This window comes from Christiangramia aestuarii (assembly GCF_009735585.1).
GTDB lineage: Bacteria > Bacteroidota > Bacteroidia > Flavobacteriales > Flavobacteriaceae > Christiangramia > Christiangramia aestuarii.
In genome coordinates this window covers 1-13,986 of the sequence record NZ_VJVW01000004.1, presented here as the reverse complement: position 1 = coordinate 13,986, position 13,986 = coordinate 1, and the positions used below count along the sequence as shown (strand labels likewise).

General features: G+C 40.2%; 9 protein-coding genes. 5 read left to right on the top strand and 4 right to left on the bottom strand.

The annotated features are described in order from the left end of the window. Positions 1–89: 89 nt before the first annotated feature. Positions 90–659: a hypothetical protein gene (locus tag FLP08_RS10495; RefSeq protein ID WP_156276698.1), complete on the bottom strand. Its 570-nt coding sequence runs from the start codon at positions 657–659 to the stop codon at positions 90–92. A gap of 71 nt (positions 660–730) precedes the next feature. Continuing rightward, the gene (gene lysS, locus FLP08_RS10490) at positions 731–2,422 is read right to left on the bottom strand and encodes a lysine--tRNA ligase (protein ID WP_156276697.1); all 1,692 of its coding nucleotides are present in this window, start codon (positions 2,420–2,422) and stop codon (positions 731–733) included. Between the two features lie 208 nt (positions 2,423–2,630). Here lysS and FLP08_RS10485 point away from each other — a divergent pair, with 208 nt between their 5' ends. Both FLP08_RS10485 and lipB read left to right on the top strand, forming a co-directional pair. Continuing rightward, positions 2,631–2,789: a YqaE/Pmp3 family membrane protein gene (locus FLP08_RS10485; protein WP_162431027.1), complete on the top strand. Its 159-nt coding sequence runs from the start codon at positions 2,631–2,633 to the stop codon at positions 2,787–2,789. Positions 2,790–2,791: 2 nt separating this feature from the next. Further along, positions 2,792–3,499, top strand: coding sequence for a lipoyl(octanoyl) transferase LipB (gene lipB / locus FLP08_RS10480; protein WP_156276695.1), 708 nt, complete (start codon positions 2,792–2,794; stop codon positions 3,497–3,499). A gap of 3 nt (positions 3,500–3,502) precedes the next feature. On the opposite strand, the gene FLP08_RS10475 is transcribed toward lipB, so the two are convergent. Together FLP08_RS10475 and rnhB are read right to left on the bottom strand one after the other, a co-directional pair. Then, a complete protein-coding gene (locus tag FLP08_RS10475; RefSeq protein WP_156276693.1) occupies positions 3,503–5,935 on the bottom strand; it encodes a hypothetical protein in 2,433 nt (810 codons plus the stop codon). A 34-nt stretch (positions 5,936–5,969) separates the two neighbouring features. After that, on the bottom strand, positions 5,970–6,566 hold the full coding sequence (gene rnhB / locus FLP08_RS10470; RefSeq protein ID WP_156276691.1) for a ribonuclease HII: 597 nt from the start codon (positions 6,564–6,566) through the stop codon (positions 5,970–5,972). A 170-nt stretch (positions 6,567–6,736) separates the two neighbouring features. Between rnhB and FLP08_RS10465 the strand changes: the two genes are divergently transcribed. The 3 genes from FLP08_RS10465 (at position 6,737) to FLP08_RS10455 (ending at position 13,319) form a co-directional block, all read left to right on the top strand. Further along, positions 6,737–9,811, top strand: a complete 3,075-nt coding sequence (locus FLP08_RS10465; protein ID WP_156276689.1) for a SusC/RagA family TonB-linked outer membrane protein — start codon at positions 6,737–6,739, stop codon at positions 9,809–9,811. Between the two features lie 9 nt (positions 9,812–9,820). Next, the gene (locus FLP08_RS10460) at positions 9,821–11,242 is read left to right on the top strand and encodes a RagB/SusD family nutrient uptake outer membrane protein (RefSeq protein ID WP_156276687.1); all 1,422 of its coding nucleotides are present in this window, start codon (positions 9,821–9,823) and stop codon (positions 11,240–11,242) included. 115 nt (positions 11,243–11,357) lie between these two features. After that, complete coding sequence (locus FLP08_RS10455; protein WP_156276685.1) at positions 11,358–13,319, top strand: putative porin; 1,962 nt, start codon at positions 11,358–11,360, stop codon at positions 13,317–13,319. Positions 13,320–13,986: the final 667 nt, after the last annotated feature.

Below are 13,986 nucleotides of genomic sequence, written 5' to 3'. Positions count from 1 at the left end.
ATAGATTTGAATAAAGGCGGGATTTTCATTTAATGAAAAGTAAAAAACCGCCACTCGGCAGTTCTTGGACTAAAAAAACTTTAAATGGTTTAAATCTTATTTGTTAAACCCTGGCGTAATAATTCCTGCTCTGCTGAAATCTGGCGATAATCGAATTTAGGAGTGTAAGCTTTCTCCAGGAAGGTTCGTGACCAGAAATATCTTTTAAAGGGAAAGAAAGGATCGCGGATCATGAAATACGGGATAAAATGATAATATCTAACTCCGCGTTTCCTGAAGAACTTCTTTAAGTCTTTATCCATTCCCAGTTCGGTAGCTGCTACGAGAGCCGCCTGTCGCTGGCATTTTGATCCTTCGAAATTTGCCGCCAGGCGTACATCAAACCCATGCACGTAGAACTGGTCCTTGATGCGTTTATAATTCTGAAATCTCGACCATCCATCCATAAGCACCAAAAAAATATGGATAAAAGAAAAGATAAAGCTCACCAGCCAGACTATTACCATTACCGAATCCTCTTCTGCTATGGCTTTTTTAAGCATTTGGAAATAGACATAAGACTGAATAAAGAAGAGGGAAAGTCCCAGGTACAGCATTCTTCCTACGTTAAGGTAGGAAACCGCTGGGGATGGCTGTCTTGGGAGGATTCTTCGCTGCATCCAACTAATATAATAAAAAAAGCCCTACAGCATTTGCAGGGCTTAGCGATATGATTTTTGCTAGATAATATTTAGATGGCTCTAATGCTAAACACTTCACCTTCCTTAAACACATCTATCATCTTATGTTTCCTAAGGCTTTTTACTGCCTTGTCCCATTTTTTGTTGCTAAGGCCAGATTGTTCCTTGATTTCGTTTAGTTCATGAACTTCATCGTCTTTTAATAGTTTGAAAACGTTCTTTTCATCATCGTTCAGTTCTACCGCTTTTTTCTCCGGCTTCATCTGCGGAAAGAATAATACTTCCTGAATAGACTGGTTATTGGTTAAAAACATGATCAATCTGTCCATTCCAATTCCAAGTCCAGAAGTAGGAGGCATTCCATATTCTAGGGATCTAAGGAAATCATTATCTATGAACATAGCTTCATCATCTCCTTTTTCTGAAAGCTTCAGCTGCTCCTCAAATCTTTCCCTCTGGTCGATTGGATCATTAAGCTCGGAATAGGCATTCGCGATCTCTTTTCCGCAGACCATTAGCTCGAAACGCTCGGTTAGTTCTGGATTATCGCGGTGCTCTTTGCAAAGCGGACTCATTTCCTTAGGATAATCTGTAATAAAGGTTGGCTGAATGAAGTTGCCTTCACATTTTTCGCCGAAGATCTCGTCGATCAGCTTTCCTTTCCCCATAGTATCATCTACCTCGATGCCCATTCCTTTAGCGGCATCGTAAAGTTCTTTCAAGGATTTTCCGGTAATATCGAAACCGGTGTACTCCTTGATAGCATCGGTCATGCTTAGACGCTTATATGGAGCTTTGAAATTTATCTTGTGCTCTCCAAAGGTAGCCTCGGTAGTTCCATTTACTGCGATCGCGCAATGTTCCAGAAGCTTCTCGGTGAAATCCATCATCCAGTTGTAATCCTTATAGGCAACATAGATCTCCATGGCCGTAAATTCCGGATTATGTGTCCTGTCCATCCCTTCGTTCCTGAAGTTCTTGGAAAACTCATAAACCCCGTCAAAACCACCAACGATAAGTCTCTTCAAATAAAGTTCGTTCGCGATCCTTAGGTATAATGGAATATCCAGCGCATTATGGTGGGTAACGAAAGGTTTTGCCGCTGCACCTCCGGGAATGGATTGAAGGATAGGTGTTTCCACCTCAAAATATCCCTTCTCGTTAAAGAAATTTCGCATGGCATTGAAAAGCTTGGTACGCTTTACAAATACCTCCTTAACCTTCGGGTTCACCGCAAGATCGGCGTAACGCTGGCGATATCTTTGCTCGGGGTCATTGAATCCGTCATGTACATTCCCATCCTTATCGGTTTTTGGTAGGGGAAGCGGGCGAATGGATTTACTTAATAAATGGAAATCCTTAACCATTACGGTCATTTCACCCACCTGGGTTTTGAATAGCTCTCCTTCAATCCCGATAAAATCACCTATATCCAGCCATTTCTTATAGAAATCATTGTATTTAGACTTATCCTCGCCCTGGCAGATCTCATCTCTGTTAAAGTATACCTGGATCTTACCTTTAGAATCCTGAAGTTCGGCAAAAGATGCCTTTCCCTGGATTCTTCGTGACATCAGTCTTCCTGCGATCACTACTTTTTTTCCATCCTCAAAACTTTCCTTGATTCCCACGGTAGTATGATCTACCGGGAAAAGTTCTGCCGGATAAGGATTTATACCGGCCTTTCTTATGGCCGATAATTTTTCTCGTCTAATCTGTTCCTGTTCTGATAACTGCTGCATATAATTATATTTTGCATTCAACAAAATGCGGTTGCAAATATAGTGACAATCAACCTCCCACACAACGCAATTAAAAGCCGAAATATTAATTCTATCTTTGCAGCTAATAAGCCGTTTTGCATTAGGAATTATAAGTGAACGCAGGCTGTTGAAACAGACGTCCGGCTTTTTAAAAGAGTAAATCCAAACAGATAAAAATTAGTTTTCAGTGAGTATTTGGAGAGTGATCCTTTCGGTATTATTTCCGCCGCTGGCAGTATACGATAAAGGCTGCGGTTCTATTTTGATCGTATTGATCCTGACCCTTTTGGGTTGGGTGCCCGGAGTGATCGCCGCATTAATTATATTGAATAACCCCAGATCCTAGTTATGAATAAAGAAGTAGAAGTTAGATATTTAGGAGTTAAAGATTATAAGGAAACCTGGGATTACCAGGAAGAACTTTTTAAGGGAACGCTGGATCTTAAGATCAAGAACCGGAGAGAAGAAAGCGATATTCCTACCCATAATTACCTTTTGTTTGTTGAGCATCCGCATGTTTACACCCTGGGGAAAAGCGGTGATAAAGAGAATCTATTGATCTCAGATGAGGAGCTTAAGGCAAAGAATGCCACTTTTTATAAGATTAACAGGGGAGGCGATATTACCTATCACGGGCCAGGACAGATCGTAGGCTATCCCATTCTAGACCTGGATAACTTCTTTACAGATATACATAAATACCTGCGACTGCTGGAAGAAATGGTGATTCTTACTCTGGCCGAATATGGCCTGAAAGCCGAAAGAAGCCCCGGAGAAACCGGAGTTTGGCTTGATGTGGGTACTCCTTTTGCCAGGAAGATATGTGCGATGGGTGTTAGGGCCAGTCGCTGGGTGACCATGCATGGTTTCGCCCTGAACGTAAATGCAGACCTTGGTTATTTCGATAACATCATTCCCTGCGGAATCAAGGGAAAAGCGGTTACTTCCCTTAATGTGGAACTTGGCAGAAAGGAAATCAGCATAGAAGAAGTGGAGGAAAAGCTTTTAAAGCATTTCGCCGAGCTTTTTGAAGCCGAAATGAAACTGAGTAAGTAATTACTAAAGCTTATATAGGAGGATCTCATTTTCCTCTCCCTTCACCAGCATCTCCAGCCTGGAGTCCAGGTCGGCATTGGCGATATCTACTTTAGAAGTTCCGTAAACCGGGAATCCATCCAGCAGCTCTGCCTTATCATTGAAAACATAAACCTTTTGGGTCTGGGTATCGGTAAGGGCTATTAGTGTCCTTTTTCTAAATTGGAACAATTGGGGATCTGTATATAATCCAAAATCAAGATTGATGCTTTTGCCGTCAATATTCAGCAGGTTTTCATTCAGGTAGACCAGGTGCCGGTCATTGGCTACAATTCGGTTGTTTTCTGCAAGTTCCAGATCTTTTTTCGAAACCTTACCCTGTTGGGATATTTCAATTAGATCGGTAGTTGGCGCTGTAGAAATGAATTTATTGTCATGTCCGTACCACTCATTCTCTGAAAAATCAAAGGTCTGGCTTAAGGGAACTCTGATATTTCCCTGTCGGCTCAGGATGTTCAGCTTGCCAGATTTTTCTGCGATCAGTATATAATCCTTATTGCCCAACCTGATATGTTTCGGTGCCTTGACAATTTCAGACGATGCAGCATTGAAATCGAATCCCTTGATTGCCTTGCCTTTTGGTCCTACCATATAAACCTTTTTATCCTGGGTGAGCACAAAACGATAGTTCCTGTTATTATCGTAATCGAAAACTGAAAGAGGCTGGGTAAGTGGGCTATTGAATTTAATGGGATAACCTTTTACTTTGTTCCCGTTCCTGTCAAGTACCTCCATATTATAACCCGTAGAAAATGCGAGCTGAAGATTTCCGTTCTTGAACAGGTCTACCTGGTAAACAGGGCTGGTGATCTTGCTGTCCAGCTTTTCTTTCCAGAAAATATTCCCCTTGTTAGAAAGCAGGTAAAGCTGGTTGTTCTCATCCTGAACAGCAATATCCATCTGGTCTGTACGGTGATTTCTGAAGAATAACGGATCTGTAATCAGAGGATGATCCAGTTTAAAAGAAGCTGCCTGCTCCGCTCCGTTACTGGCCATGGCGGCTTCTTTGGAGTTTGAAAACACCCCATGAATATGGGAATAGCCATCTTCATTGATGAACTGCAGGGCTGCGAGGCTGTTCTTTTCAAATTTCAGACTGGTCTTATTGTGTTTATCCTGGGAGTCGATGAATTCGGGTAGCCTGGTTATAAAAATCATGGATGATTCTGAAGATAGCGAAGCCATAACTTCAGAATAATAAGACTTCTCCGCGATAATATCAGAATTCAGGAAATCTGAAATATGTTTTTTTAAAGTCTCGGCATCCTGTGAGAAGATCACGAAATGTTCTATGACCGTATAAAATGTGAACTCACCGGTATGCATCAGGGAATTCAGCGCAGGCTGGAAATCAATTTTCTGCTCTAGTTCAATAATATCATATCCACGAAAGTTTTCCGAGACACTTCCCATACCCGCCAGTTTTTCCCTGGCGGCTTCAATCTCTATGGCATTTAACACCAGCGTAGTCCCTTCTTTTAGTTGGATAAGGGAAATTTCCCGGGTATGATCAAGGATCTTAGGGTATTCCACCCTGGTGCTATCCTTTCGGGCCTTACTTATATTGTCTTGAATCTGCCGAAAAGAGGAAAAACCTATTGCCGACATGCTTAAGAAATCTTCGGGACAAACCTTCGCACTTTCTATATTGCGGGCTTGTGTCCCGGAAAAGGGGCTGGCAATTTGATCGGTATTTTCTGAAATACTAAGCCCATTGATCTTTATGAAAGATTTGGTGATATCAAGGTCCAAAGAACTCCAGCTGGCAAAATTTTTAAACCCGGTAAAATGTAACTTTTTAAAAATCTCGTTAAGTCCTTGCGTGGTGCCGTGCCTTAGGATCACAGATAATTTACTTGCATCTGAAGCATTGAATGCTTTTTTGAAATTTTCATCTTCCAATAGTTTCTCCTGGTCATCTATATCAAGTATGCTTTGTTTGGAATTGCTTATAAAGGCTGAAGACCCTTTTTCACGAAAAAAGAATTTTTGGTCATCTATCCCTATTTTCCGAAAGCTGATACCGTTTTCTTTAATAGTCTCTACGCTCTTATTTTTTAAGGAATCCAGTTGAAGGAGCGAAGAATCTTTTTTGGTGATCAATATATAAGTGAAGGTTTCACTATCCAGGTTGGAAAAACTGATACCGGCAGGCTGCTTCAGTTCTAGATGCTTAAAAAATGCCAGTTGTTTATTTAGTTTTTGCTTAAAGCTGAAGTTGCTTTTTGATAGGAAATCGTTTTTCTGTAATTCAGAAAGGGAGCTGGACAGATCCTCTGAAAATAGGAAGACTTCGGTAGAAGCGGGGATATGATCAATTAAACTGAATTTGGTCTCTTTGTTTCCGGAACAGGCAAAAAAGAATATGGCTAAGGCCACGAAGATCAGTTTTTTCATAGAAGCAGGTTAGGATTAGGACAAAAATAGAAACTTAAAATTCAATTTTCAATTGATCTGGCAGGAGTTTAAAGCTTTTCCTGTGGTATTTGGTAGTTCCGAATTCTTCGATGGCCTTCCTGTGTTCCTTGGTAGGGTAGCCCTTGTTTTGCTTCCAGTTGTACATGGGAAACTCTTCATGAATTTGTTCCATGTAGCTGTCCCGGTAGGTCTTGGCCAGGACCGAAGCGGCAGCAATACTTAGATATTTACCGTCACCTTTGATGATGCATTCATGCGGTATGTCGAGGTAGTTCTTGAACTTATTCCCGTCTACAATGATCATCTCTGGTGTCACGCTTAATTTTTCCAGAGACCTGTGCATTCCCAGAATAGAGGCATTCAAAATATTGATCTGGTCGATCTCCTCCATATAAACATGCACGACTCCGAAACCGATTGCGTAATCTTCAATTGTGTTTTTAAGGCTGTTCCGGTTTTTCAGGCTCATTAATTTAGAATCATTCAAAATTTCACTTTTGAAGTCTTTTGGTAAAATTACAGCCGCTGCCGTAACGGGTCCGGCTAGGCAACCTCGTCCTGCTTCGTCGGTGCCCGCTACTACTAGCGCGGTATTATATGGGGTTAACATAAAAGGTTTTTTTTAAGATTTTTTGCAAGGTTTTTCTCCTAGGACAAACGTTAAATTTTGGATATTCAGCCGATAATGTTAAAGAATTGATCTTTTAAAGCTAATATCTGTTTGGATTATTAAGTTTTTATTATGATTTTTGGCGCTGGCTAATTCAAATTTAACAAATAATGAAAAAAAGATTACAAGGATTGCTGACACTTTTGCTAGTGTTAGTAGTGCAAATCGCTTTTGCACAGGACAGGACCGTCACCGGGACGGTTATTGACAGTGATGGCTTGCCTATTCCAGGGGTGAACGTCATTGTCAAAGGAACCTCAAACGGAACACAAACCGATTTTGATGGTAATTACTCGATAACTATGAACCAGTCTAGAGCGCTTGTTTTTAGTTATGTAGGTTTTAAAACACAGGAAGTACAAGTAGGTGATTCCAGTGTGATTAATGTTACTTTAAAAGTAGATGCTGCTGCCCTTGATGAGGTTGTTGTATTAGGTTACAGCACCAAAGGAGTTGATGAGGTGACAGGATCTTCTGTTAGTGTAGGTGGTGAAGAGCTGGCAGATATTCCAGTTCCATCTGTAGAGCAGGCCCTTCAAGGTAAGGTAGCCGGTGTACAGATCTCCATGTCTTCTGGTACTCCTGGTTCTACCCAGGATGTTCGTATTCGTGGTATCAGCTCCCTTACTTTGAGTAACGAGCCGCTTTACGTAATCGATGGTGTGCCGGTTGTAAATAATAACAATGCAGGTAGTGATAACATTAGTTCACTTAACCCATTGTCTACTATCAACAGTCAGGATATCGAAAGCATTACGGTACTTAAAGATGCTTCTGCTACTGCAGCTTATGGAGCTAGAGGATCTAATGGTGTTATCGTGATCACTACTAAGAATGGTGCTTCTGGAGAGACTAAGTTCTCTTTTAACACCAATGTTGGTTTCTCAAATGATGCTTATAACAAAAGATCCTTTTTAACAGCTTCTCAGAGATACCCTCTAGTTGTTGAGTCATTAGTGAATTCTTATGGAGCGAACGGTGACAATGGTGATTTTGGGTTTACTCAGGATAACGCTATCCAACTTGCAGCAGACTTTGGTCTTGCTCCTTCAGCTATTTTAGATTTTGATCCTGCTACCGATGGTTACAACTGGGATCAGAATATTAAAAATGAAGATGCACTAACTCAAAGTTATACTTTCACTGCCAGCGGTGGAGATGAGCAATCTAGTTTTTATGCCTCTTTAGGTTATAACAACACTGAAGCTACAGTTTATAGCCTGGATTTTGAAAGAGTAACTGGAAGTTTCAATTTTGATCGTAAATTAAGAGATAACGTAGATTTCTCTTTCTCTACTAACGTTTCTAACGTAAAGCAGAACCCTATCCTAGAGCAGGGGTCTTTCTTCTCTAACCCTTTCATCACCAGAACTCTTATGAACCCTTTCAATGAGAGATTCAATGATGATGGAACTGAAAATACAGATCTTACTTATGGTTTCCTGCCTAACATATTCTATGTTTTAGATAATAACTTTACCCGTAACATGTTAACACGTGCTATTGGTAATGCAAAATTAGACTGGGAGCTTATTGATGGACTTACTTTCTCGAACAGAATTAGTCTTGATTACCAGTTGACTGAATATAAGAGTTTTGTTAACAGAATTGAAGGTGATGCAGATGATCTTAACGGATGGTCTGAGGCTAGTGATGAGAAGAACTACAACTGGGTTTACCAGGGATCTCTTAACTACGCTTTTAATTTTGGAGATCACAATTTTGACTTAACTGGTCTTTTTGAATACCAGAACAACCAGAATTCTTACCTGTACGGATATGGAGAAAACTTTCCAACAGATGGTTTGATCAATATCAACTCTGCTAGTGCGAACTTTGATGCAGATTCACAGTTTTCAGACTGGATCAATGTTTCTTACCTGGGTCTATTGAACTATAACTATGACGGTCGTTATGTATTTGATGCTACTTATAGAAGAGAAGGATCTTCTAGGTTTGCACCAGGAAACCGTTTTGGAGATTTTGGTTCTGTAGGGGTTGCTTGGAACTTACATAGAGAAGACTTTATGAGTGGAGGTTTATTCAACACTTTAAGACTTAGAGGTTCTTACGGTATCACTGGTAACAACTCTGTAGGATTGAATGCTTACCAGGCACTTCTATCTTATTCTGCAGATTATAACAATATGGGGGCAGCTTTCCCATCTCAATTTGGTAACCCAGATCTTACCTGGGAAAAAGGTGAGTCTTTAGACGTAGGTATTGATTATGGTCTTTGGGATAACAGAGTTTCTGGTTCCTTAGCATACTATAGAAGGGTAACCAACGATCTTCTTCAGCCTGTTCCACTTTCTTTAACTACTGGTTTTGATAACCAAGATAGAAACGTTGGAGAAATGGAGAACAAAGGTTTTGAAGCTCAGCTTTCTGTAGATATCTTCAGAACTCAGGATTTCCTTTGGAGCGTGAATGCTAACTACTCTACGGTAGAGAACGAGGTTCTTGATCTTGCAAGAGGTGCAGACGGAGAAGAGCTCGATTTAAGAGCGGGTAGTTCATATAGAACAGTACAGGTAGGTCTTCCTGCAGATACCTGGTTCATGAGAACCTGGGCAGGTGTAGATACTGAGACTGGACTTCCAACATGGTACCTAAATGGTGTAGATGGTGAAGTTACCTCTAACTATAATGAGGCAGAAAGAGTTGAGCAGGGAGCTAACCCTCTTCCAACTTATTCAGGAGGTCTTGGTACCAGAATTCAGTACAAAGGTTTCTTCGCAGAGGCTAATGCTTATTTCGCTGGTGGACACAAGATCTATGAGCAATATGCTCAGTTCTACCTAAGAACAAACAGCTTTACTTTAGGTACATTTAACGGAGCTACTGAATTACAAGATAGATGGCAACAGCCTGGAGACGTTACCGATGTTCCAAAACTATCTTATGGTCAGAATAATAACTTCCACGCTACAAGTTCAAGACACCTGTACGATGGGGATTATGTAAGACTTAAGAATGTTGCTATTGGTTATAATCTTCCAAGCACATGGGCTGAGGATTTAGGAGTAGATGGATTATCTTTGACCTTAAGAGGAACTAACGTTGCTACATGGGTAAAGGATGACGGATTACTACTTGATCCTGAAGTAAGAGCTGATGGATTCACCAGGTTGACTACTCCTCCTGTAGAAACTTACTCTTTTAGTGTTAACGTAAACTTTTAATAATTGACTATGAAATTTAATAAATATCTAATAATATCGGCATTATCCTTAGGATTAATGACCTCTTGTTCCGAGGAGGATCTCGATCCTACCCTGGCTCAGGATAAGAGTATTGAAACCAGCGTTAGTACAGCTGGCGATATTGAAGTAATTTTGAACGGAGCGTATAACCGTATGTCTCTTTCAGATTACTACGGTAGGGATTTTATCATCCTTGGTGAGGTAATGAGCGACAATACCTATTCGAATGCAAACTCAAACCGTTTTGTGATCGAGGCTCAGATGGACCTTAACTCAGAATCTGGAATTGCTGAAACGCTTTGGGCTAGAATGTACACCGTTATTGGTTCTGCCAATGTTGTTATTGGTGCAGAGGGATTATCTGGTGACGAGGATCGTATCAACCATATCAAAGGTCAGGCTTACGCTCTACGTGCTTTAGCACATTTTAACCTGCTGCAGTTTTACGGTCAGCAAAACGTTAGTGGTGGCGGAGAATCTGCTTTAGGTGTTCCTTATGTGACTGCTTTCCGTGATAACGACAATCTTTTCCCAGCTAGAAATACTGCTGGAGAAGTTAAGCAATTTGCATATGACGATCTAGACATGGCTGTAAGCCTGATGTCTGAAGGTCTAAATGCTCCTTCGAAAGAGTATATGACTACCTGGGGTGCTCTTGCTGTTAAAGCTAGAATCGCAAACTATTTCGAGGACTGGCAAATTTCACTTGAGTCTTCTGAGGCTGTTGTTAATTCAGGACAATTTGATGTACTAAGCAGAGATGAGTTCCTTCCTGCTTTTGATACTGATTCTGATGTAAGCGCGATTTTCGAAATTGCAAATACACCAACCGATAACCCTGGTATCAATGGTTTAGCGAATATCTATCAAACTGGTTCATACGGGGATGTGGTAGCTTTGCCTAACCTTGCTGCTATCTACGAAGATGGAGATATTAGAGGAGTTTCAGATTATGATCCTGCAACTGCCTTAGCTCCTGAGACTGTGATCGGTCTTCATCCTGATGGTGCTTTAAGAAATGTTGGGAAGTTCCCATCTACTGCACCTTACGAAGATAACATCGCGGTGATTAGATATGAAGAGATGGTTTTAGTTTATGCTGAAGCTCTTCTTGAAACAGGAAATGCTGCAGAAGCACTTACCTGGTTAAATATGATCCCTGAGAACAGAGGTGCTTCTTCATACTCTGAAGCAACTAAAGATAATATCCTTTTAGAGCGTAGAAAAGAATTAGCCTTTGAAGGATTTAGATTCCATGATCTTGCTAGAACTGAAATGGATATCCCTGCTCCAGATTCAATTCTTCAAACGCATGGAGGTCCTGCCTACGGTAGCTATAACTTTGCTTTACCAATTCCATTTGCAGAAGTTGATGTAAATGCGAACCTAGAGCAGAATGAAGGTTACTAAATAATTTATGCTTTAGTATACAAAAGCCACTTCGAAAGAAGTGGCTTTTTTTGTTTTCATAAACTTCCTACAGCTTTATTTAATTATTATATTTTTGTGGGAGATTACTTCTTATATGAAAAACATACTTTTCCTGCTGTTGGTTTTATGTAGTATTTCTAATGTCTGGGCTCAGGAACCGGATATACCGCAGAGCCCGTCACCTTCAGAAAGGCCTTCTCCAAATAGGCAGCCGGGAAACCAGTCTCGTTCAGAAGAAGGGGTGAAAACTGGCAAAGACAGCATGCCAAAAGTAAAGGAGTATAAGATCATTTCCATTCATAAGGATACCATATCCCTCGACACCACCCTTAGCATTCGTAAGGATTATAAATTCAATTACCTTAGAAAAGATAATTTTGAACTGCTTTCTTTTTCTAATACCGGGCAAACATATAATAGCCTGAGTCTACGAAAAGATTATAAAAAAGCATTTCCCGAATTTGGTGCGCGTGCCAGGCATTTCAACTTTATGGAAGTCGAGGATATTTACTATTATCACGTGCCTACGCCGTGGACAGAGCTTTATTTCAAAACTGTACCGGAGCAGGGTCAGCAACTGGATGCCTTTTTTACGATCAATACTTCAGAAAACCTGAACATGTTCATCGCTTATAAAGGTACCAGGGCACTTGGTAAGTATCAACATATTTTAACCAGTACGGGTAACCTGAGAATGGGTTTTAGTTATGATTCAGATAACGGTAGGTATCACGCCAAGGGTCATTTTGTTTCTCAGGACCTGCTGAATGAGGAAAATGGCGGTTTAACTGACTTGGCTATAGAGCAGTATATTGCTAAAGAACCTGAATTCGATGATAGGTCGGTACTGGAAGTGAATTTCGAAAATGCCGAGAGCACTTTGTTCGGGAAACGGTTTTTTCTTGATCATGAATATGTGATCACCAAACCTTCAGATTCACTTAACAGGCTTAGTCTTGTGCATACTTTCGATTATAGTTACAAGAAATTCCTGTTTAAACAGGATAATGCAGTCAACGAGATATTCGGGGAGTCTTTTGAAAGCTCGGATTTAAAAGATGAAACTAGGCTTAAAACCCTATATAATGAAGCTGGAGTGAATTATTCCAATAATATCGCCGGTGATCTTTCTTTCAAAGTGGGGCATACCAATTATGACTATTACTATAATTCAGTCTTTATAAGTCCCGGTGATACCATCGGTAATCAGCTTAAAGGAAATTTACTACATATAGGTGGTGCTTATAAGAAACAAATTGGAGGCTTTAAAGTTGAAGGAGAGGGCAGGTTGAATCTAGCTGATGATTTCTCAGGAAATTATCTTGCCGCTACTGCCTCTTATGAATTTGATAAGGAGAACTTGATTCGTTTTGGGATAAATCAGAACAGTACGGCTCCTAATTTTAACTTCCTTCTATATCAAAGCGATTATAAGAATTACAACTGGCGAAATGATTTTGATAATGTCATCTCGCAAAGGCTATTCGCCTATTTTAAGTCTGAAAAGATCGTTGATTTATTTGCAAGTCTTTCCCAGGTCGAGAATTATACTTATTTCGCGCTGGGCGAAGATAGCCTGGTGAAGCCCTTCCAGGCAGGTGAGCAGGTTCGTTATTTAAAACTTAAAGCCGAAAAGGATTTTGATTTCGGTTTATTCGGTTTGGCTAATACGGTAATGTACCAGAATGTCCTGCAGGGAGTGGGTGTTTTGAACCTTCCGGAATTTGTTACCAGGAACTCCTTTTATTATAAGGACTATTGGTTCGACCAGGCTTTGTACTTGCAAACAGGTTTTACTTTTAATTATTTTTTCAAATATCAGATGAATGCTTACGATCCGGTGCTGGCAGAATTCTATGTTCAGAACGATCAGGAATTAGGTGGATTCCCCGTAGCAGACTTTTTCTTTAATGCAAAGGTGGATAAGGCCAGGATCTTTTTTAAGCTGGAGCATTTAAATGAACTGCTTGATGGAAATGATAATTTCACTGCCCCCGGCTATCCATACACCGATTTTATGGTAAGATTTGGCCTGGTTTGGGATCTTTTTCTCTAGAAAACCGGATTTACCCTTGCTGAATTCTTCTTATTACTGTTTTATTGCTGAAAGATTCTTTTACTGCTGGGCTTAAACATTGCTTTTTTCTCTTCTTTTTACTGAAAAATATACTCTTCAGATAAAAGTGACCAATAATTTGAAAAACTATTGTGCAATCAAAAATCAGCTGTATATTTGCAGCCGCTTTGAGAGCAAGGCGGAAGTTCACTGACATGAGTACTGATAGGGAATACGGGGCGATGAAAGCTTTAAAAACCGATTAAAAAATTTTTTTAAATTTTATTTGGTTGGAAGGGAAAAGTCGTCGTATGTTTGCAGCCGCTTTCGAGGGGAGGCGAGAAGTTCACTGAAAGTACTACTGATAAGGCTTGCGAGGCAAATGCGGCATTAAAAATTAAATAAAATTTTTTTGAATTTTATTTGGTTGGAGAAGAAAAGTCGTTTTATATTTGCACCCGCTTTGGAAACGAAGCGATGTTCTTTAAAGGATTTGAGGGTGATCAAACTGAGTTTGAAGCTTTTAAAAAGAAACTAAAAATTTTATTAAAAAGTTTTGGTTGGTAAAGAAAAAGCGTTGTATATTTGCACCCGCTTTGAGACAGAGCAAGCGTTCACAGTAACAGATTGAGAGTTAATAAAAACAGCCGTTTGGGGCGAGGTAGAA

Excerpts from the sequence above, each read along its gene's own strand:
- FLP08_RS10495 (WP_156276698.1), bottom strand. The coding sequence starts at position 659 with ATGCAGCGAAGAATCCTCCCAAGACAGCCATCCCCAGCGGTTTCCTAC.
- lysS (WP_156276697.1), bottom strand. The coding sequence starts at position 2,422 with ATGCAGCAGTTATCAGAACAGGAACAGATTAGACGAGAAAAATTATCG.
- lipB (WP_156276695.1), top strand. The coding sequence starts at position 2,792 with ATGAATAAAGAAGTAGAAGTTAGATATTTAGGAGTTAAAGATTATAAG.
- FLP08_RS10475 (WP_156276693.1), bottom strand. The coding sequence starts at position 5,935 with ATGAAAAAACTGATCTTCGTGGCCTTAGCCATATTCTTTTTTGCCTGT.
- rnhB (WP_156276691.1), bottom strand. The coding sequence starts at position 6,566 with ATGTTAACCCCATATAATACCGCGCTAGTAGTAGCGGGCACCGACGAA.
- FLP08_RS10465 (WP_156276689.1), top strand. The coding sequence starts at position 6,737 with ATGAAAAAAAGATTACAAGGATTGCTGACACTTTTGCTAGTGTTAGTA.
- FLP08_RS10460 (WP_156276687.1), top strand. The coding sequence starts at position 9,821 with ATGAAATTTAATAAATATCTAATAATATCGGCATTATCCTTAGGATTA.
- FLP08_RS10455 (WP_156276685.1), top strand. The coding sequence starts at position 11,358 with ATGAAAAACATACTTTTCCTGCTGTTGGTTTTATGTAGTATTTCTAAT.